Origin of the sequence: Sphaerisporangium corydalis (genome assembly GCF_025506355.1) — a bacterium.
Lineage (GTDB): Bacteria > Actinomycetota > Actinomycetes > Streptosporangiales > Streptosporangiaceae > Sphaerisporangium > Sphaerisporangium corydalis.
This window is the reverse complement of the sequence record NZ_JANZYP010000002.1, coordinates 80,616-99,764: the sequence shown is the minus strand read 5'-3', so window position 1 is coordinate 99,764 and position 19,149 is coordinate 80,616. Positions and strand designations below refer to the sequence as shown.

The following is a 19,149-nucleotide window of genomic DNA, read 5'->3' as shown; positions in this document are numbered from 1 at the left end:
ACCACCGGCACAGCCGGGATCGGGCCGTTAGAGGAGGGCGCCCTCCTGTTCACTATCAACAGCCGAAACCGATTAGTCAAGACCTTGACAAACTCGGCGAAAAAGGCCGTTGAAACGCGAGGAAGCGCCGGGCACCGACCCGTCGCTTCCCTGCTCACACGCACCGCGCCGCGTTTCGCGGACTCTTTTCCGGACGGCTCACGCCGCATCGGAAGCGACGCCGAAACCGGCCTCCGTCAAAGGTAAACCTAACCTTCGTTCGCTTTATGTGGTCTAACCGTCATCACTGGTGGCGGTTATGGCGTCACCGGCAGTGTATTCAGCGATTCGCCGGCGACCAGGCATCAATACCGAGTGGGCCCGGCGGCTTGCCGTCCCGAGCGATTGCGAAGTAAAGCGCGGGTGGTCAGTTGGAGGTGAGGTCCTTCGTGGCCTGTTGGGTGATCGCTTGGAGGGTGCGTACGGTCGTGGCGATGTCGTCGGGGTCGAATCGGCTCAGGAGCTCGGCCGTCGGGGTGGTGACGAACTCGCGCAGGCTGCGATGGAGGGTCTCTCCCTCGGGCGTCAGGGAGAGCTCCTCGTCGCCGCTGATCAGGCCTTCGGTCTCGAGCCGGGTGAGGAGTTCGCGCGTCGACTCGGTGTCCAGGGAACGTGAGTCCGCGAGGTCGTGGCTCAGTGCTTCGCGGGACAGCCTCGGGCCGCGCATGGCGATCAGTTGCAGGGCGTACCAGGTCTCGGGTGTGGTCCGGCGCTCGGCGAGGTGCCGGCGCAGGACGGCGGTCAGCGTCCGCTCGGCGAAGGCGAGGGCCGGGCCGAAGGCGATCTGCGGTGTGGTCATGGCGGGGTCCGCTCTCGTAGGATCGACAGGTTCCTGACCAATGTATCGACTAGACAGGGCCCTGTCTATATTATGGATGCAGACCTCCCTACACGCCCGCTGATAGGGCTTTTGCTCCGGCTGCTGTACCAGCACTACGCCCAGGACATCGATGTGGCGCTGAACGAGGCGGGTTTCGGCGACCTGCGGCCCGCGCACGCGAACGTGTTCCCGTTCCTGTCGGCGGAGGGCATCAGCGTGTCGGAACTCGCCGCGCACGCCCGGGTGCGCAAGCAGACGATGGCCGAGGCGGTCGAGCAGCTCGAGCGCCTCGGGTACGTGGAGCGCCGGCCGAACCCTGGGGACCGCCGCTCCCGGCTGGTGTTCCCCACCGGGCGCGGCGCCTCCGTCAAACCGGTGACGCACGGGACGGCCGAGCGCGTCGAGGAGCGCTGGGCGCAGCTGACGAGCCCGGAGGAACTGGAGGCGCTGCGCGCCTCGTTGCTGCGCCTGCTCACGGAACTCAAAGCGAAGTAGAGGTCGGTTCCCCGTTCAAAGTGAGCGGTGGCGATGTCTCGTGCGGAAGGTTCCTGGTCAGGAGACGTTTGTTTCCCGTTCACAGTGAGCGGTCGCGACGTCTCGTGCGAAGGTTCCTGGTCAGGAGAGGGAGACGGGTTCCCCGGTGAGGAAGGAGTGGTTGGCGGCCAGGCCGATCTTCAGGGCGTGGGCGCCGTCGCGTTCGTCGGCGAGTTCCACGGGAGAAGGGGTGCCGTCGAACATGGCGGCCAGCATGCGCTCGTCCGCCCCGCCGTGCCCCTCGTGGACCACCGTCACCGGAATGTCCTGCGGCGGCGACCACAGGGGGCGGACGCGGATCCGTGCCCCGCCGGCGTTGGGCAGGGCGACGTCCCCGTGCAGCGCTCCGGTGGCCGCGGACACGCCCGCGCGCGGAGCGGCCCACTGGGTCTCGTCGACCTCCAGTTCCAGCCGCCCCCGGGTGCCGTTGAACATCACCCGGTATCCCTCCCACGGCGCGTAGGCCGTGAGGTGGTAGGTCATGGTGGCCCCGCTCGCGTACGTCACCAGGACCGCCATGTCGTCCTCGATGGTGATGCCGTCGCCGAAGACGTTGCGGTCGCGCAGGTAGCCGTCCTCGTGCTCGGCGTTCAGGTAGAGCTCCCTGAGCTGGTCGTTCGCCGCCAGGTCGAGGGCGAACGGGTCGTCGGCCGCCTCGGGCGCCCCGTACGCGCGCTCGTAGTCGCGCGCGTGCCCGGCACGCCGCCCGCCGGTCGCGCCGTAGAAGCCCAGCCGTCCCTGCCCGTACACCCTGCTCGGCACGGTGCCGAGCCACCAGTTGACCAGGTCGAAGTGGTGGCCGGACTTGTGCACCATGAGCCCGCCGCTGCTGGCCTTGTCGCGGTGCCAGCGGCGGAAGTAGTCGGCGCCGTGCCGTACGTCCAGCAGCCACTCGAAGTGCACCGAGAGCACCTCGCCGATCTCCCCGGTACTCAGGAGCTGCCGGACCCGCTCGTGGACGGGGTTGAACCGGTAGTTGAAGGCGACCGTGAGGTTCGAGCCGGTGCGGTCCACGGCTGCGAGGATCCGCCGGCAGCCTTCGGCGCTGGTCGTCATCGGCTTCTCGGTGACCACGCGGCAGCCGGCCTCGAGCGCGGGGACGATGTAAGCGTCGTGTAGAGCGTCGACCGTCGTCACGACCACGATGTCGAGGTCGCGTACGAGGTCGGCGAACTCGTCAGGGTGCCGTGTGGCGGCGGGCGGGCGGCCGAGCTCGGTGATGATGCCGTTGTGCACCGCCATGCGGGTCTTGCTGGGGTCGCAGAGCGCGACCAGGTCGATGTGCTCCCGCTGGGCCAGGCCCCGGGTGAACAGCTGGGCGCGCTGGCCGGTGCCGACGATCGCGGCCCGCAGGGGGTTGGGCATGGTCGGGCCCCTTCTGAGTCATTGTTTGACGGCGCCGGCGAGTCCGTTGATGAAGAATCTCTGCAGCACCAGGAAAATGGCGATGATGGGTGCGAGGGTGATGACCGACCCGGCGCACAGCAGGGTCCAGTCGGTGGAGTTCTCGCCGATGAAGGCGTACATCCCGACGCCCAGGGTGCGTAGTTCCGGGCGGGCCAGGGTGAACACCAGCGGGATGAAGAAGCTGTTCCACGCCGAGATCGCGGTGAACAGGCCCACGGTCGCGAGCATCGGCCCGGACAGCGGCAGCATGATCCGCCAGAAGATCTGGTGGAAGTTCGCCCCGTCCACCCGCGCGGCGTCCTCCAGGGAGCGGTCGATCGCCCGGAAGTAGCCCATGAACAGGAACGTCCCGAACACGACCCCGCCGGACGCCTGGACGATGATGATCGACCAGAGGCTGTTGAGCAGCCCGAGTCCCCGCATGATGTCGAAGATCGGGATGATGGTGTAGCCGTGCGGCAGGAACACCGTCGCGGCGACCACGACCAGGACCAGCGCCTTGCCGGGGAAGTGCGTCCGGGCAAGGACGTACCCCGCGGTCGCGGTGACCAGCAGGGTGATGACCACGGTGGCGACGGTGATGAAGACGGTGTTGAGGAAGTACGCGCCGAAGGACGCGCCCTGCCAGGCCTCCGCGTAGTTGGACCACAGGGGTGATCCGGGCAGCGGGTTGAGCCCGCGGCCGAAGAACTCGTCGGTGCTCTTCAGGGAGCTGCCCAGCGTCCACGCGAACGGGTACAGCCAGGCGATGCCGCCGAGGAGGAGCAGCAGGTGCGTCACCCAGGGCCCTCGGCGCGTGGCGGCCGAGGTCAGCGGTCTCCGGCGCCCGGCGATGGCGGTCATGCGCGGCCTCCCCTTCGGCTGACCAGCGTGCGCAGGAACACGGCCTGGACGACGGCGAAGACGATGAGCAGCAGCCCGTAGAAGAACGAGGCCGCCGACGCGAGGCCGACGTCCGGCTGGACCGCGGTGGAGGAGGCTCCGCCGAACGCCAGGTGGTAGATGTAGGTGTTCACGACCTCGGTGGCGAAGTACGGGCCGCCGTTGGTGAGGACCTGCACGAGGTCGAAGATCTGGAAAGAACCGATGATCGACAGCAGCAGGATGACGACGCCCACCGACCGCAGCATGGGCACGGTGATGTAGCGGAAGCTCGCGATCGCACCGGCACCGTCGAGCTTCGCCGCCTCGTACAGCTCGCCGGGGATCGTCTGGAGGCCGGCCAGGAAGTACACCAGGTTGTAGCCCAGCGTGTGCCACACCCCGACGCCCATGATGATGATCATCGCGAAGGTGGGGTCGCCGAGCCAGTCGATATAGGTGTTGGTGATCCCGAGCGACATCAGCACGTCGTTGACGACGTCGCCGAAATTCGAGAAGAGCAGTTGCACGACCACGGCGATCACCGCCGCCGACGTCACCACCGGAAGAAAGAAAAGCGTCCGGTAGAGGTTTCTCAGTCGCAGCCGTGGATTGTTCAGGACCAGCGCCAGCGCGAGTGCGATGACGAGCTGGAGCGGCACCACGATGACCACGTAGAGGAATGTGTTGCGCAGTGCCTTCCAGAAGATGAAGTCCTTCATGACCTTGAGGAAATTGTCCAGCCCCACGAATTCCGTGGGATCGCCGATTCCGTCCCACCGGTAGAACGTGTAGCCGAGCGACGCGATGATCGGATAGACCACGAACGCCGCCAGCAGCACCAGCATCGGCAGGACGTACACGTAGGACCAGCGTGCTCCGGCGATCCTGCGGCGCAGCGGGGACCGGCGCCCCTGCCTCGCGCGGCGCGACCCCAAGAGCACCAGCTCGGTGTCGGCCATGACCGCTATCCGCGCTTGGTCGTGTAGGGCTTGGCCGGATCCCAGTCGGCGAAGGCGTAATCGGCCATGCTCACCTTGAGGCCCTGGCCCTTGGCCTTGGCGACGGCCGTGCTCAGGGCGTCGTTGAGCCGGTCCTCAAGCTCCTTCAGCGCCTTGGGCACGTCCTTGAGCTGGCCGGTGTAGATCCCGGCCGCGACGTCGGGGATGTCCGGCTGGGCGGGCGCGACCTCGACCTTGGCGATGTCCGGGTTGCGGATCGCGGGCACCGGGCCGTTGATGGCCGTGCCGGCCATGGCGACGTACTGCTTGAACGTCGGCGAGGTCACGGCCGCCGGGTCGTTGTTGTCCGGGTAGATCGACAACCCGTAGCCCCCCTCGACCCAGCGCTTGCCGGCCTCCTTGCTGTAGAACCAGTCGAGCCACGCCCACGCGTCGTCGGGGTGCTTGGCCTTGGCGGAGATCGCTCCGAGGTAGCCGCCGGGGAATCCGTAGAAGAACGCCTGCGGTGTTCCGGTGGGCGACGGCAGTGTCACGAGGCTGTAGTCGGTGAACCCGCCCTCCTCCCACGCTGGCTGGTTCCACACCCCGCCGACGATCATGCCGAACCTGCCCTTGGCGAAGTAGGCCCTGGCCTGCTCGTCGGAGATGCTCATCGAGCTGGGGTAGATGAAGTTCCGCTTCTTCCAGTCGAGAAGGAGCGTGAGGAAGTCGGCGTAGTTCCGGTCGGTGCCGTAGGTCCACTTCCCCGTGCGGTAGTCGACGGACTGGGTGCCGCCCGGCGAGCCCGCGCCACGGCAGAACAGCTCGATCAGCCAGGGCAGCGCGCCCTTCTGGGCGTTGCCGAACCCGAGGCCGAAGACCTTCCCGCCGCTCTTGGTGGCGATCGCCTCAGCGGCGCGGGTGATGTCGTCCCACGTCTTGGGCACGAAGACGGTCCCGTCGGGGTTGACCAGGCCCGCCTCCTTGAACACCCCGTGGTGGATGTAGAGCTGGAGCGAGGGCGCCAGCGCGCTGAACGGGGCGGAGTAGATCTTCCCGTCGAAGACGTTGACGCCCTCGACGAAGCTGCCCTCGGGGAACCGCGCCTGCCAGGCGGGGGTGGCCCACTTGTCCAGCGGCGTCAGCCAGCCCTGGCTGACCTGGTCCTCCAGCTTGGGGGCCTTCGGCAGCAGGAAGACGTCGGGGGCGGTCCCGCTGCGGACGGCCAGCGCCATGAGGTCGGGGTACTTGTCGGTGACCTGCGTGGTCTTCTTGATCGCGATCCCGGAGTGGGCCTTCTGGAACAGCTTGATCTCGTTCTGCACCCACGGCGCCTGGCTCACGTACCAGTCCCAGTACGCGAGGGTCGCGGCGGTCGTCGCGCCGCCGGTGGTCTTGTCGCCGGGGGTCGAGCAGCCCGCGAGGAGCGCGGCTCCGCCCGCGGTGGCGGCGGCCCGCAGGAGCTGGCGCCGGTTGAGCTGGATCGGTGACACGGTCTTTCCTTTCACATGTACTGGGGGTGGACGGGGAGGGCGCCTGCCCTCCCCGTCGGCGGCCCGCCGGGCGGGGAGGCCGGCCGGCGAGCCACGGTCGTCGCCGCGCGTCGTCCGTGCTGTGTCAGCCGGCGACCACGGTGATCGCCTTACCGGAGATGGTCGGCATGGAGACGGTGACCTCCTTGGTGACGCCACCGGCGGTGACCTTCACCTGGTAGTCGCCGAGGAAACCGCGGGCGGTGTACGAACCGGTGCTCCCGGTCGTGCCCGACGCGTTGGTCCACCACTTGCCGTAGATCAGGTCGCGCCAGGCGGTGCCGTTGGGCTTGATGCTCCAGTCGCGCCGGAACAGCGCCCGCTTCGGGTCCCAGATGTTGCCCTCCCAGAAGCCGAAGGTGCTGACCCCGGTGACGTTCGGGTGGCTGAACGCGACGGTGAGGAAGTCACGGGTGTAGTCCGCCTGGAGCTGCTCGTCGGTCGTGCCGACGTCGAACTCGGTGACCGCGATCGGCAGGCCCAGCCCGGAGAACCTGTTCAGGATGGTGATCAGGTCCGTGGGCGAGGTGAGCTGCTCGCCGGCGAAGTGCCCCTGGATGCCGATGCCCTCGACGGGCGCGCCACCGCTCTTCAGCGAATTGATGAGGTCGTAGAACTGGTTCTGGTGGCGTACCTCGTAGCCGCTGTCCTCAAGGATGTCGTAGTCGTTGAGGAACAGGCGGGCGGCGGGGTCGGCCTGCTTGGCGAGCTGGAACCACCGGCCGAGCTCGGCGTTGCCGAGGACGTTCTGCACGTCATGGTTGGCGTACGGCTCGTTGACCACGTCCCACTGGTCGATCTTGCCCTTGAGCGTGCCGACCTCGTCGGTGATGTGGCCGTCGATCCGGTTCCTGAGCGCCGCGGGGTCGCCGGCCAGGCCGCAGACGTCGGCGGCCATGTTCCCGCACGAGGGCCAGACCAGGGTGTGTCCCCGGTAGAACAGGTTGTTGTCCTTGATCCACTGCAGGGCGGGCAGGGTGATGTTCGCCCGCTCGGTGGTGTCCTCCCAGTGGTTCCACTTGAGGTTGTTCCCCATGGTGACCTGGTTGAAGTTGGCCAGCACGGTCTGGCGGTACTTGACGCTGGCGGTGTTGGGGTTGGTCAGGTACGAGCCGTCGGCGGCGGAGCCGAACTTGAACGCGTGCTTGGTCATCTCGGCGCTGACCGTCGCGCCCGGGATCAGGTGCCCCTGGGCGTCGACGACCTTGACGACGAGGTTGCCCTTGCGGGTCTGCTCGATGCGCTGGTCGGCGGCGGCGCGCCACGAGGCGGTGGACTCGCGTCCCGTGTAGGTGGAGGCGGGCCAGTCCGACGGAGTGCCCGCTCCGTACCGCTGCACCGAGACCCCGGCGATCTGCAGGACCTGCGGGCCGTACCCGAGCCAGAAGTTGGCGTGCGCCCCTCCGGCGGCGTAGCTGGCGGTCATCCGGAACGGGAGCTGGAACCGCTGCCAGGTGGACCCGAACTTCAGCGCGGCCTGCGTCGACTTCTTGAAGCCGCCGCCGTTCTCCTCGAACACGAAGTGGGCCAGGCCGACACCGGCCGGGGTGGGGGTGACCGACCGCATCCAGAACGTGGCCAGCATCGCCTCGTCCTGGACGACGGCGCCGGCGGTCGGCGCGCCGAGGCCCAGCGAGTACTCGCCGTCGAGCGTGAGGCTCGGCTGCCCGGTCACCGACACCTGCAGGGCCTTGGTGAATTCGGGTCGCCCCTGGACGGCGACGATCTGTGCCGTGGGCGACGGGGTGCCCTTGAACTGGGTGAAGGCTTCGAGGGTGGGCTGGGGCATGATCTCTACGGGGGCCGCGAAGGCGGACGCGGGGACGACCACGCCCCCCAGTGTCACGATGAGCGACCCCAAGACGGCGGACACCAGTCGTAGCTTCGTGAAGCGACGCATGGTCCGGTCCTTTCTGTAGGCGGGTAGGCCGGAACTCTGCACACGGGTAGGCCGGAGCGCGGCCGGGCGCCACGTGGGCACGGCCTTCGCTTCGTCGAGGTGGATGGGGCGGCGGGGTCAGCCGGGGGCGGGCCCGGTGCTGGCCCTGACGACGAGGGTGGTCTCCAGGCCGATGCGGATGGGCGCCGGCGGATCCTCGCCGGCGGTCCGCTCGGTGGAGGGGATGGCAGCCAGCAGCATCCGCGCCGCGTGCCTGCCCATCTCCACGAAGGGCTGGGCGACCGTGGTGAGGGCTGGTCTGACGTGCGCCGACGACGGTATGTCGTCGAACCCCACGAGCGAGAGGTCGTCGGGGATCCGCAGGCCGCGGTCGTCCGCCGCCTCCATGACCGCGTAGGCGGTGGAGTCGTTGTGCGCGAAGACGGCCGTCGGCCGGTCCGCGCGGTCGAGCAGTTCGCGCGTCCTCTCCCGCGCGAGGACCGGGTCGAAGTCGCTCGGCACCGTGAAGGCGGGGTCGGCGGTGACGCCCGCCTCGGCCAGCGCGTCCTCGTAGCCGCGCTGGCGGTCCTGGCAGCAGCGGTACTTCATCGGTCCCTGGAGTGAGGCGATCCTGCGGTGCCCGAGGTCGAGGAGATGCCGGATCGCGGTGCGCGCGCCCTCGTAGCTGTCGGCCTCGACCGACGGCAGGTCGACGCTGGAGCCGAGCGTGTTGATGAGGACGACGGGAACGCCCTGCGCGTGCAGGTCGAGGAGGGGGTCCATCGGCTGGTCCTGGGCGATCACCAGGACCCCGGCCGACAACCCCGACGTGAGCATGCGATCGATGACCGAGGCGTAGTCATGGTCGTTGGTACTCGTGTACAGAATGATCTCGTAGGGGGTCGTCTCGACCACGGACGCCACCCCGTAGTTCATCGGGGCGACCATCCGCCAGGTGAGGCCGGGGACGATCATGCCGATGAACGGGGACTTGCCCTTGGCCAGCGCGCTCGCGGCGACGCTGGGGACGTAGTTGTGCTTGCTGATGACCCTGAGCACGCGTCGCCGCGTTTCCGGGTCCACCTTCGGGCTGTTATTGATCACCAGGGAGACGGTCGACTTCGACACGCCGGAGATACGGGCGATGTCACGGATCGTGATTCTTTCCATGCACGTCCCATCTGCAGCGTAGGTGACCAGCGCGAAAGGAGGCCTCGAGCCCTGGGTCGACCTTTATGTCGAACCGGTCCAACGCCTTGTTGGGACGGTAGCGCTGGACCGGTTCGATAACAATACGCAAAGGAAAAATAATGGTAACTCGCCCGTAACTCTTGCCGTAGATTCGCAACGGATGCCAGCATCTGTCCTGAGCGCGCTGGTGAGCCGTCGCCGCGCCACGCGAGACCGTGCTCCGGTCATTCCGCGCCCTTCGAGAACGCCGCCCGCCGTCCCGGCCAGCAAGGGAATGATGCATGTCCTCTTACTCTCTCGACGAACTCGCCTACGACCTGCGCCAGAGCGTCGCGCCCGACCACACCTGGGTCACCAGCGGCTGGACGAGCGTCCGCGCACTGCTCGGAACGGTGTGCGGCGTCGGCGGGTGCTTCGCGCCGCCGTACGCGGCCCCCGACGCCGAACTGGTCATCGGGTTCGACGTGAACGGGCACCGGATCACCGACGGCGCCTCCCCGGGCGTCGCCGGCCGGGGGCTGCTCTACGCGGGCGGGACCTGGCGGCCCGACCGGATCGTCCGGCACGGCACCTACCACCGCCACCACGAGGGCGACCTGGTGTCCCTGCGGGTCCAGAGCACGCTCACCCCCCTGTACGGGCAGGCCGGCTTCGTCCTCGAGGTGGAGGTCGTGAACCGGGGCGACCGGGACATCACCCTGGATCTGCTGCCACGTGCCGACCCCGGCGGGCCCCAGCGCGTGCCGCTCGCCGAATGGGGCTGGGTTCCGCCGGCCCCCGGCCCCAGGGCCACCAGCGCGAGCGCCGACGGCCTGACCTGGCAGGCCGGCGACGTCTCGGTGGAACTCGTCCACGAAGGGCTCCGCCAGGACGTCCCGGCGGGCGGGACGACGGTGTTCGCGCTGGCCGTGCACATTGGAGGCGTGCCGGGCCACGGACGGCCACGCGACCTCGCGGCCGAGTCCAGCGAGCGCTGGCGGCGGCGGCTGGCCGGCGCCCTCGCGGGCGTCCCCCGGCTGACCAGCGACATCCCCGGACTGGAGGCGTACTGGCGGCGCTCCCTGGTCAGCGGGCTGGTCTGCCTCTGGGACAACCCGGGCTTCATCACCACCCCCTTCGTGGCCACGTCGGGCGTGGACGGCGGCGCGCTCTGCTCCTACGCGTGGGACACCGGCGGGTACGCGCCGCACCTGCTCACGCTCATGCTCGGCGACGCGACCGTCGACGTCCTGGAATCGATCATGAAGGTCGACCTGACCCGCCACTACGCGATCGCCCCCGACGGGACGGGCCTCGGGGTCGCCTACGCCTACAGCGGCTGGTCCCTGATCACCCTCGCGACCGCCGTCTCCGCCCATCTCGGCATCACCCCCGACCTGGTGACCCGGCTGCACGACATGGCCGAGGGTCTCGACCGCCGCTTCACCGCCGCCGGCCCGCTGCGCGACTACGGCACCCACCACAACCTGCTGGAGATGCGCAGCGCCGGCTGGGAGCACGTGGTCGCCAGCCCCAACGCCGAACGCGCCTGGTGCCTGGACAGGCTCGCGGACCTGTCCGAGGTCACGGGCGCGCGGCTGCCGGTCGGCGACCTGCGCGCCCGTGCGCGTGACATCTGGCGGGCCGTCGGCCGCGAACTGTGGGACGAGGACGAGGGCTGGTTCCGCTGCCGCTACCCCGACGGGCACACCGAGCTCGTCCAGCACGTCCAGGCGTTCGACGCGATGCGGAACGGCGCCTGCACCCCCGAGATGGCCTCCGCCATGCTCGGACGGCTGCGCGACGGCGCCTTCCTCGCGCCCTACGGCGTCAGCGGCGTGTCGCCGGAGGACCGGATCCACTACGAACTCGGCGACACCGACTGGTCGGGGGGCGGCGCCTACAGCGGGGAGGGGCCGCAGCTCGCCCTGAGCCTATGGGAGCGGGGCGAGGCCGATCTCGCCTGGCAGGTCATGGAACGGCTGCTCTGGATGGGGCAACATTTCCCCTATTTCCCCCAGGAGCACTACTGCGACCGCCCCGCCGCGCCGCCCTCGGGCCGGCGGGTCAACATCGTCGCCGGGCTGGCCGGCGCCGAGGCGATCCTGACCGGCGCGGCGGGGGTGCGGTTCCAGCTCGACGGCGGGCTGGTCGTCTCGCCCGCCGCCCTTCCGGACGGCGGCCTGGAACTGACCGGGCTGTCCCACCGCGGCAGGACCGTCGACATCTCGACCGCCTCGGGAACGGTCACGGTCGACGGCCGGCGCCATGCGGCCGGCGAGCCGATCCGGTGACCCGCCCGCCGCCCGCCCTGTTGTGACCCGCTCGCCGGGCCGGCCTGTGACCCCGCCCGCCGGGTCGCAATCTTGTGGTCCGCCCGTACGCGCGGACCCCCGGGTGGTCAGGCATCATCACGGATCATGACGTACCGGTCACGAAGATCCCTCTGGTCGAGCACGTGCGTGCTGTGGCACCCTCGACCAGAACTTTCTTCCAGCCGATCCGGCTGACCCCGTGCCGTCCGGCACTCCAGTGGAGGAGGGCTCGATGGCCGAGGTCGTTGCCGAGAAGCGGCGGCTGGGAGTCCCGCCGATCCGGGGGATAAGCGCCGGTGACAGCGCCCCCTACGGGTGGGCGCCGCTGGTGGTGCTCTTCGTGGTCGGGCTGGTCGACCGGGTCGAGGCGAGCCTGCTGTCCGGCATGCTGCCGCTGCTCCAGCGCGAATGGGCGATCAGCGACACGGCCGCGGGGTCCATCCCCACGGCCGCCGCGCTCGCCGGGGCGGTGGTCTCCCTGCCCGCCGGCTACCTCGCCGACCGCTACAGCCGTACCCGCGTCATCGCCATCGTCGTGTTCTGCTGGGGCCTGGCGACGCTCGGGTCCGGCCTGGCGGCCGGATTCGGCATGTTCTACGTGATGCGGGTGCTCCTCGCGACGGCCGAGCACATCGACAACCCGGCCTCCGGCAGCCTGCTGGCCGACTACTACCCCCCGCTCACCCGCGCCAAGGCCTACGGCCTCGTCCGGATCACCACCTACCTCGGCGGCGTCGGCACGGTGCTCGGCGGCGTGCTCGGCCAGGCCTTCGGGTGGCGCGTCACCTTCATGATCATGGCCGTTCCCGGCGTGCTGACCGCTCTGGTCGTGTGGTGGCTCAGGGAGCCCGCGCGCGGCTTCCTCGACCAGGTCGTCGCCCGGGGCTCCGGCGAGCCGACGCCCGTCCCGGACGCCTCGCCGCGCGGGGAGGTGGCGGGCATGACCGCCAGGCTGACCGGCGGCCTGCGGTTCGGAACGCAGTTCCGTGAGGTGCTGAGGATCCCCACCCTCACCATGGTCTGCGCCGGGCTGATGGCGCTCGCCTTCGGCCTGACCGGGATCGCCTTCTGGATACCGAGCCTGATCGTCAGGAGGTACGGGGTCGACCCCGGGGCCGCCGCGTCGCTGAGCGGCCTGATCAGCATCGCCGGCGTCGTGGGCGGCACGCTCACCGGGGCGTGGCTCGGCCGGCGCACGCACACGACCCGCAAGGGCGGGCGGCTCCTCGTCGGCGGCGTCGGCATCACGCTGGGCGCGCTGGTTCAGGCGCTGGCGATCTCCGCGAGCACCCTGGCCATGTTCGCCGTCCTGGTGCTGGCCTCGTCGTTCCTGTCGGCGACGGCGATACCGAACATGACCGCCTCCCTGGCCGACGTGGTCGGCGCCGCCTCGCGCGGCCTCGCCTTCGCGCTGCTGCAACTGTGCCTCACGGCCGGCGCCGCGTTCGGGCCGCTGGTCGTGGGCATCACCTCGGATCGGACCGGATCCCTGGCCACCGCCATGTACGCGCTGGTCGTGCCGATGGTGCTCGGCGGCCTGCTCTGCCTCGCGGCTCGGGGGTCGTTCGAGCGGGACGCCCGGCGGGTCCTGGGCGCCGCCGGCGGCCTCCACGACTAGCGCCGGCGGCCTTCACGACCGGACGCGGTCGCCTGCATGCAGGCGGTGCGCTGCTCGGTCAGGCCGAAGCCGAGCTGGGTGTAGAGCTCCAGCTGGTCGAAGTACTCCCGGTGCGTGCTGATCTTGCCGTCCTCGATATGGGAGAGGCAGGTGGCCCTGAGGGTGATGGGGCGGCCGGTACCCTCCACCTCGCGCCCGTCGGGCAGCAGGAAGGGCCCCCTGTGGGTGCCGGTGATCGTCCATTCCGTGACCGCGGGGTTGTCGCATTCGACCTCGTACCACGCCGTCAGGTGGAGGTCGGGGAAGCCCCGGAAGAACTGCTCGTAGAGCCAGGAGATCTGCTCGCGCCCCTCCGCCACGCCCGCCGGGGCGACGTAGACGGCGTCAGGGGCGTAGAACTCGAGCACCCGATCCAGGTCGTGCGCGTTGATCGCGTCGCACAGGTCGTGCTTGATGTCCCAGGATCTAGACATGACGTGAATCCTCCGCCGGTGCCGGCCCGCCGGCGGCCCCGACGTGATCGAGATGGCGGATGCCATGGTGCTCAGGGCGGGTCGGTCCTGCTCTGGGTGTCGACCGCATTCCCAACGCTACCCAGCGGGCGGTCACCCGCTGACGACGACGGTGCCGTGCGCGCGCCATGGAACCCCGCGCAACCTCCTGGAGCCCTCATAAAGCCGTAAACAGGGCAAATCCTCGCCTGGGTCTCCTGGCAGGAGGGGACGGCCGTTGCCGGGAGATCGGCCCCCGTCGCCGCCGGCCTTGGATAGCGTCGAAGCCATGCGGCTTCATGTGGGATGCGCGATGTGGACGCACGCGCCATGGCAGGGACGCCTCCTGCCCCATCCGCTCTCTCCCGGGGAGCGCCTGCGGGCCTACGCGACCTGGTGCAACGCGGTGGAGGGCAACACGACGTTCTACGCGACACCGTCGAAGAGCACCGTCGAGTCGTGGGCCAGGCAGACCTCCCCCGACTTCCGCCTGGTACCCAAGCTGCCCAAGTCGATCACGCACGAGCGCCGCCTGACCGGCGCCGACGAGGAGCTCCGGACGTTCCTGGAGGCGATCGAGCCCCTCGGGCCCCGGGCCCACGCCCTCTGGGTGCAGTTACCGGGATCGTTCGCTCCGGACGACCTCGGTGTTCTGGCGGGTTTCCTCCGCAGGCTTCCCCGCTCGTACAGATGCGCCGTCGAGGTCCGCCATCGGGCGTTCTTCGACGACGCGCGAGCCGAGGGGCTCCTCGAACGGGTGCTCGGCGACGTCGGCGCCGAGTGGGTCCCGTTCGACACCACGGTTTTCTTCCAGAACCCCCCGGTCAGTGACGCCGAACGGGAGACGTGGAGCAGGAAGCCGCGCGTGCCCCGCCGGACGACCGCGCTCACCGACCGCCCGATCGTCCGCTACCTCGGGCGGGACGACGCGCGGCGCACGATCGAGGGGTGGCGGGACTGGGTCGGCACGGTCGCCGACTGGCTCCGCGAGGGCCGCTCGCCGACCGTGTTCGTCCACACCCCCGACAACGCCGACGCCCTGACGCTCGCCCGCCGCTTCCACGATGACGTACGGGCCCAGGTCCCCGGACTCGACCCCCTCCCCGACCCCGCCCCGGCCGAACCCCTGACCCTCTTCTGACCCCCGGCCCGCCACGGACGGCGGCAGCAGGTTGCGGTAGCCCCGGGCGGCTCGCGGGCCGGCGATGGTGCCGGTACGGGCGTGCGCGTGATCCGCTATTCGGCGAACGCGGCGAGGGCGACGCCGAGGCCGCGCTGGTTCTGGCCGGAGGCCTTGGCGTCGGTGGAGTTGATCGAGTAGGCGACCGTCCGGCTCAGGTCGCGGGTCGCGCCGACGCCGGCCGCGCTGCCGTACCTGGCCCCGGTCTTGCCGAAGATCACGATGCCGCTGGGCAGCTCCATCTTGGTCAGGCCCGAGGTGTACGCGGCGGCCTCGCCGCCGGGGTACATCGTGACCTTCGGCACCGTGAACATGGCCTCAAGCCGCGCGGCCGGTACGACCTTGCCCCGGAACAGGGCCTTGACGAATTTCTCCAGGTCGGCCGTGGTGGAGATCAGGTCGCCAGAGGCCCAGGTCGAGGTGACGCTGGTCTCGGTCATGTCCACGACGTGGGTCTTGCCGAACTTGATCGCGTTCGGGAATCCCTCGGGGACGACCTGGTAGCCGTGGTTGTGCCGCCCCCGCACGCGGACCGACTCTCCGGGCAGGTAGGTGTCGCGCAGGCCGACGGGCCTGAGGATCCGGGTGGTCACCTCGTGCTCGTAGGACCGCCCGGTGATCTTCTCGATCAGCAGGCCCGCCACGAACGTGTTGATGTTGAGGTAGTGCTGCCGGGTGCCCGGCGTGAACTCGATCGGGTTCTTCACGGCCTCGCCGACGTACTCCCGTGGCGTCCATTTCCTGAACCGGGTGGCGTAGATCGACGCGATGTCACCGTCGATCTTGGGGGCCGGTAGCCCGCTGGTGTGGTTCAGCAACCAGCCGACCTCGATCGGCGGGTAGCCGGGGGGCAGCAGGCCGGGAAGGTGCCGCTGAACCGTGTCGTTCAGCGAAAGCCTGCCCTCGGCGACGAGTTGCAGGACCACGGCGACGGTGAAGATCTTGGTCACGCTGCCCGCCCGGAACCGGGCCCCCTCCTTCGCCGGCCGCCTGGTACGCAGGTCGGTCACGCCCGTGACCCCGTGCCACGAGCCCTTCGAGCCGCCCACCCTGACCTCGGCGGCGGTGGCGTCCGGAGCGGGCAGCCCGGCGATGCTGCGCTTCAACGCCGCCGCGTCGATCGGCGGCACCTCGATCCGCACGGCGGCGGAGGACGGACGCGTCTCGACGGACGCGAGCGCCGGCACTCCAGCCGTTGCGGCGGTGACGGCGAGCGCGGGTGCTCCTGCCGTCGAGAACAGGGCCGCGAGGGCGAGACCGGCGACGGCGGTACGAGAGGTCTTCATCGTGGGTCTCCAGGTGAGGGCACTCGTGCGGGACGCCGTCAATCCTGCCGACCGCGCCTGGACCCCGGATCGCTCCCACAGGCGATCTTCCACTCCCTCTCACGAGGGAGCCTGGGGGTGGGCTCCGGCGGTTTGTCAGGGCCTGCCGGGATCGCGAGGCCGGTCTCGTAGGCGGCGATCACCGCCTGTACCCGGTCGCGGAGCCCGAGTTTGGTCAGGACGTTGCTGACGTGGGTCTTGACGGTGTGCTCGCTGAGCACCATGGCCTTGGCGATCTCCGCGTTGGACAGCCCGCGCGAGATCATCAGGAGTGTCTCCTGCTCGCGGACGGTCAGGACGGCGAGCCGCTCGGAAGGGGGTACGGCAGGGCGGGCGACCGTCCGGGCGGTGAACTCGGCGATCAGCTTTGTGGTTATCGAGGGAGCGAGCAGCGACTCGCCGGCCGCCACCACCCGCACGGCGTGCACGAGATCGTCGCGGCGGACGTCCTTGAGCAGGAACCCGCTCGCGCCCGCGCGTAACGCGTCGTACACGTAGTCGTCCAGGTCGAACGTGGTCAACATGATCACCCGGCAGCCGGTCTCTGCGCACACGATCCTGGCCGCCTCGATGCCGTCCATCGTGGGCATGCGGATGTCGAGGAGGAGCACGTCCGGCCGGTGCGCACGGACCGCCGCGACGGCCTCGGCTCCGTCGCCCGCCTCGGCGACGACCTCGATGCCGGGCTGCGCGTCCAGGATCATGCCGAAGCCGACGCGCACCAGCTCCTGGTCATCGGCCACCACCACCCTCACAGCCACGCTCACACCACCCACGCTCACACCACCCACGCTCACACCACTCACGCCCGCACCACTCACGCCCGCACCACCCACGCTCACACCACCCACGCTCACACCACTCACGCCCGCACCACTCACGCCCGCACCACCCCCGGCCACGCCCCCACCTTCTTTTCGAGTCATGACCGTGCCGCTTCCGACGGGCGTGGTCGCGGGGTCTCGGTCAGCGGTAGCCGCACGAGGACGCGGAAGCCCGGTCCGTCGGTACGCGGGCCCATGATCGCGGAGCCGCCGAGGGCGCCGACGCGCTCGCGGATGCCGATCAGGCCGCTTCCCCCGGCGGGCAAGGACGCTCCGGAGCCCCGGCCGTCGTCGCTCGGACCCCGGGCGCCGTCGGTGACGCCCCGGCCGTCGTCGGTGATGCTGATCATGAGGCTGTCGTCCGCCCAGAGGAGCCGGAGATCGGCACGGGTGGCGCCCGCGTGCTTGACGATGTTGGTGAGGGCCTCCTGGGCCACCCGGTAGGCGGCCACCTCGATGTCGGGGAGCGGCGAGCGGGGCTCGCCCGAGGTGGAGAAGAGCACGTCGAGACCGGTACCGGAGACCTGGGCGGCCAGGGAGGGCAGATCGCCGATGGTCGGCTGCGGCGCCCGCGAACCCGTGTCCTCCTTGAGAGCGCCCAGCATGCGGCGGAGCTGGACCATCGCGTCGCGCCCGGCGGAGGCGATCGCGTCGAAGGTGGCCTCGGCGCGCGCCGGGTCGCTTCTGACCACGACGGGACCGGCCTCGGCCTGTACCACCATGAGGCTGACCGCGTGAGCGAGGATGTCGTGCATGTCCCGGGCGATCCGGGCGCGTTCCCGCTCGGCGGCCCGTTCGGCCTCGCGCCTGCGGTCGTGCTCCAGCCGGGCGGCCCGTTCCTCAAGGGCGGTGGCGTACGCGCGGGAGGTGGCGGAGGCGCGGCCGATCGCGTACGCCGCGACGAACAGCACGACGCCGCGCAGCGCGGTCTCAGAGGAGCCGACGAGGAGCATGCCTCCCACGACCGTGCCGCTGATCATGACGAGGCGGGGCAGGCGCGCCGAGCGTGCGGCCACCGTGTAGATCGCGACGAGGCCGGTGTACCAGATCGGCTGCGGGGCGACCGCGTCCACGAGGTCGTAGAGGGACGTCGCGAGGAGGGTGGCCATGAGCGTGACCACCGGTGCCCGGCGCCGCCACACCAGCGGCAGCGCGGAGGCGGTCACGACGACGTATCCCCACCAGTGCCACGGCCCGCCGTACGGGTTGTCGCGGGAGAGGAACGGCCACAACTGCACGACCAGCACCAGCGCGGCGAGCGCCGTGTCCGTCAGCAGGGGAGGCATGGACCTCACCCGGTCGCGGACGGTCTCGTAGAACGGTGGAGCGGACGCGAGGTCCAATCTTGCCTCCCAGGTGCGGCCTTCCACGGTACGGCGAAGCCGCGGACGACGAGGATCAGGAGGGGGATCGCGGCGGGTGGGGGGCGCAGAGGGCGGTGAGGCGGTCCAGGGTGGCGCTCATGCTCTCGATCCACACGCGGCCGTGGTCCATGCCTTCGCGCTCGTCCTCCGGCACGCGGGAGCAGTCGTAGATCTCGGTCACGATCGTCGCGCCGGGGCCGTCGGGGAGCAGGTCGAAGGTCCACCGATGCCCCCAGCGCGCGGCGGCGGAGGAGGCGTCGGGGTGTCCGCGTCCCGCCTCCGGCTCCCAGGCGATGCGCCGGTCCTTTTCGTACTCCACGACATGGTTGTTCATCTCGTAGTCGCCGTGTCGCGGGTAGTACATCCTCATCACGAAGACGTCGCCGACGCCCGAGACCGTCGCCTCGGAGACGGCGCCGCGCAGCATGCCGGAACCGTCGAGGTCGAGGTGTCTTCGGGGGTCGGCCAGGATCTGGAAGATGTCGCCCGCGGGCACGCCGATCCGCCTGGACACCGCCATGGGCTCGCGCTCCTCGCGCTCCTCGCGCTCCTCGCTCGCCATCGACGCGCCTCCTTCAGCCGTGGGAATGGTGCGGTCCAGTCGGAGAGTACGCACCGGGTACGACAAAAAGAGGGCCGCCCGCCGGCCCGTGTCACGGCGGTCCGGCCGTTATTTCCCCAGCAAGGAAAAGGTGTTCCAGATGAGGACCCGTGGATGCGGCGGCCCATTCACACAGCCATTCCAATGGCGAGGAACGGTGTGTTTCGGTCCAAATTAGCCGAATGTTTCGTTCCAATTAGCGGGCGCGGCAAAAGGCGATGTCGCCCGAGCCCGGTCGAAAGGGCTGA

The 19,149-nt window shown here is 69.9% G+C and carries 16 protein-coding genes; 4 read left to right on the top strand and 12 right to left on the bottom strand.

Annotated features, from left to right (window positions below):
• Positions 1–406: 406 nt before the first annotated feature.
• Positions 407–838, bottom strand: a complete 432-nt coding sequence (locus NYZ98_RS01995; RefSeq protein ID WP_262840692.1) for a MarR family winged helix-turn-helix transcriptional regulator — start codon at positions 836–838, stop codon at positions 407–409.
• A 111-nt stretch (positions 839–949) separates the two neighbouring features.
• On the opposite strand from NYZ98_RS01995, the gene NYZ98_RS01990 reads away from it, so the two are divergent.
• Positions 950–1,354, top strand: a complete 405-nt coding sequence (locus NYZ98_RS01990) for a MarR family winged helix-turn-helix transcriptional regulator (protein WP_262840691.1) — start codon at positions 950–952, stop codon at positions 1,352–1,354.
• 120 nt (positions 1,355–1,474) lie between these two features.
• Here the strand turns inward: NYZ98_RS01990 and NYZ98_RS01985 are convergent, their stop codons facing one another.
• The 6 genes from NYZ98_RS01985 to NYZ98_RS01960 form a co-directional block, all read right to left on the bottom strand.
• On the bottom strand, positions 1,475–2,758 hold the full coding sequence (locus NYZ98_RS01985; protein WP_262840690.1) for a Gfo/Idh/MocA family oxidoreductase: 1,284 nt from the start codon (positions 2,756–2,758) through the stop codon (positions 1,475–1,477).
• A gap of 18 nt (positions 2,759–2,776) precedes the next feature.
• Positions 2,777–3,643, bottom strand: a complete 867-nt coding sequence (locus NYZ98_RS01980) for a carbohydrate ABC transporter permease (RefSeq protein ID WP_262840689.1) — start codon at positions 3,641–3,643, stop codon at positions 2,777–2,779.
• Positions 3,640–4,623 (bottom strand): carbohydrate ABC transporter permease, encoded by a 984-nt coding sequence (locus NYZ98_RS01975; RefSeq protein ID WP_262840688.1) that lies wholly within the window; start codon positions 4,621–4,623, stop codon positions 3,640–3,642. Before NYZ98_RS01975 ends, NYZ98_RS01980 begins: the two co-directional genes overlap by 4 nt.
• A gap of 5 nt (positions 4,624–4,628) precedes the next feature.
• The gene (locus NYZ98_RS01970) at positions 4,629–6,095 is read right to left on the bottom strand and encodes an ABC transporter substrate-binding protein (RefSeq protein WP_262840687.1); all 1,467 of its coding nucleotides are present in this window, start codon (positions 6,093–6,095) and stop codon (positions 4,629–4,631) included.
• A 124-nt stretch (positions 6,096–6,219) separates the two neighbouring features.
• Positions 6,220–8,034, bottom strand: coding sequence for an endo-1,4-beta-xylanase (locus NYZ98_RS01965; RefSeq protein ID WP_262840686.1), 1,815 nt, complete (start codon positions 8,032–8,034; stop codon positions 6,220–6,222).
• A gap of 117 nt (positions 8,035–8,151) precedes the next feature.
• Positions 8,152–9,183: a LacI family DNA-binding transcriptional regulator gene (locus tag NYZ98_RS01960; RefSeq protein ID WP_262840685.1), complete on the bottom strand. Its 1,032-nt coding sequence runs from the start codon at positions 9,181–9,183 to the stop codon at positions 8,152–8,154.
• A 302-nt stretch (positions 9,184–9,485) separates the two neighbouring features.
• On the opposite strand from NYZ98_RS01960, the gene NYZ98_RS01955 reads away from it, so the two are divergent.
• Together NYZ98_RS01955 and NYZ98_RS01950 are read left to right on the top strand one after the other, a co-directional pair.
• On the top strand, positions 9,486–11,477 hold the full coding sequence (locus tag NYZ98_RS01955; protein ID WP_262840684.1) for an MGH1-like glycoside hydrolase domain-containing protein: 1,992 nt from the start codon (positions 9,486–9,488) through the stop codon (positions 11,475–11,477).
• 253 nt (positions 11,478–11,730) lie between these two features.
• Positions 11,731–13,116, top strand: a complete 1,386-nt coding sequence (locus NYZ98_RS01950) for an MFS transporter (protein WP_262840683.1) — start codon at positions 11,731–11,733, stop codon at positions 13,114–13,116.
• Here the strand turns inward: NYZ98_RS01950 and NYZ98_RS01945 are convergent.
• Entirely contained in the window at positions 13,113–13,589 is a 477-nt protein-coding gene (locus NYZ98_RS01945) for an ester cyclase (RefSeq protein ID WP_262840682.1), read from the bottom strand. The genes NYZ98_RS01950 and NYZ98_RS01945 overlap by 4 nt on opposite strands.
• A gap of 307 nt (positions 13,590–13,896) precedes the next feature.
• On the opposite strand from NYZ98_RS01945, the gene NYZ98_RS01940 reads away from it, so the two are divergent.
• Positions 13,897–14,748 (top strand): DUF72 domain-containing protein, encoded by an 852-nt coding sequence (locus tag NYZ98_RS01940; protein WP_262840681.1) that lies wholly within the window; start codon positions 13,897–13,899, stop codon positions 14,746–14,748.
• A 95-nt stretch (positions 14,749–14,843) separates the two neighbouring features.
• Here the strand turns inward: NYZ98_RS01940 and NYZ98_RS01935 are convergent, their stop codons facing one another.
• From NYZ98_RS01935 to NYZ98_RS01920, 4 genes are all read right to left on the bottom strand, one after another.
• Complete coding sequence (locus NYZ98_RS01935) at positions 14,844–16,073, bottom strand: serine hydrolase domain-containing protein (RefSeq protein ID WP_262840680.1); 1,230 nt, start codon at positions 16,071–16,073, stop codon at positions 14,844–14,846.
• 38 nt (positions 16,074–16,111) lie between these two features.
• Entirely contained in the window at positions 16,112–16,873 is a 762-nt protein-coding gene (locus NYZ98_RS01930) for a response regulator (protein ID WP_262840679.1), read from the bottom strand.
• A gap of 161 nt (positions 16,874–17,034) precedes the next feature.
• The gene (locus NYZ98_RS01925; RefSeq protein WP_262840678.1) at positions 17,035–18,222 is read right to left on the bottom strand and encodes a sensor histidine kinase; all 1,188 of its coding nucleotides are present in this window, start codon (positions 18,220–18,222) and stop codon (positions 17,035–17,037) included.
• Between the two features lie 112 nt (positions 18,223–18,334).
• On the bottom strand, positions 18,335–18,862 hold the full coding sequence (locus NYZ98_RS01920; RefSeq protein WP_262840677.1) for an SRPBCC family protein: 528 nt from the start codon (positions 18,860–18,862) through the stop codon (positions 18,335–18,337).
• Between the last annotated feature and the right edge of the window lie 287 nt (positions 18,863–19,149).

Coding starts and splice junctions, on each gene's coding strand:
- NYZ98_RS01995 (WP_262840692.1), bottom strand. CDS start 838: ATGACCACACCGCAGATCGCCTTCGGCCCGGCCCTCGCCTTCGCCGAG.
- NYZ98_RS01985 (WP_262840690.1), bottom strand. CDS start 2,758: ATGCCCAACCCCCTGCGGGCCGCGATCGTCGGCACCGGCCAGCGCGCC.
- NYZ98_RS01980 (WP_262840689.1), bottom strand. CDS start 3,643: ATGACCGCCATCGCCGGGCGCCGGAGACCGCTGACCTCGGCCGCCACG.
- NYZ98_RS01975 (WP_262840688.1), bottom strand. CDS start 4,623: ATGGCCGACACCGAGCTGGTGCTCTTGGGGTCGCGCCGCGCGAGGCAG.
- NYZ98_RS01965 (WP_262840686.1), bottom strand. CDS start 8,034: ATGCGTCGCTTCACGAAGCTACGACTGGTGTCCGCCGTCTTGGGGTCG.
- NYZ98_RS01960 (WP_262840685.1), bottom strand. CDS start 9,183: ATGGAAAGAATCACGATCCGTGACATCGCCCGTATCTCCGGCGTGTCG.
- NYZ98_RS01955 (WP_262840684.1), top strand. CDS start 9,486: ATGTCCTCTTACTCTCTCGACGAACTCGCCTACGACCTGCGCCAGAGC.
- NYZ98_RS01950 (WP_262840683.1), top strand. CDS start 11,731: ATGGCCGAGGTCGTTGCCGAGAAGCGGCGGCTGGGAGTCCCGCCGATC.
- NYZ98_RS01945 (WP_262840682.1), bottom strand. CDS start 13,589: ATGTCTAGATCCTGGGACATCAAGCACGACCTGTGCGACGCGATCAAC.
- NYZ98_RS01940 (WP_262840681.1), top strand. CDS start 13,897: ATGCGGCTTCATGTGGGATGCGCGATGTGGACGCACGCGCCATGGCAG.
- NYZ98_RS01935 (WP_262840680.1), bottom strand. CDS start 16,073: ATGAAGACCTCTCGTACCGCCGTCGCCGGTCTCGCCCTCGCGGCCCTG.
- NYZ98_RS01925 (WP_262840678.1), bottom strand. CDS start 18,222: ATGCCTCCCCTGCTGACGGACACGGCGCTCGCCGCGCTGGTGCTGGTC.
- NYZ98_RS01920 (WP_262840677.1), bottom strand. CDS start 18,862: ATGGCGAGCGAGGAGCGCGAGGAGCGCGAGGAGCGCGAGCCCATGGCG.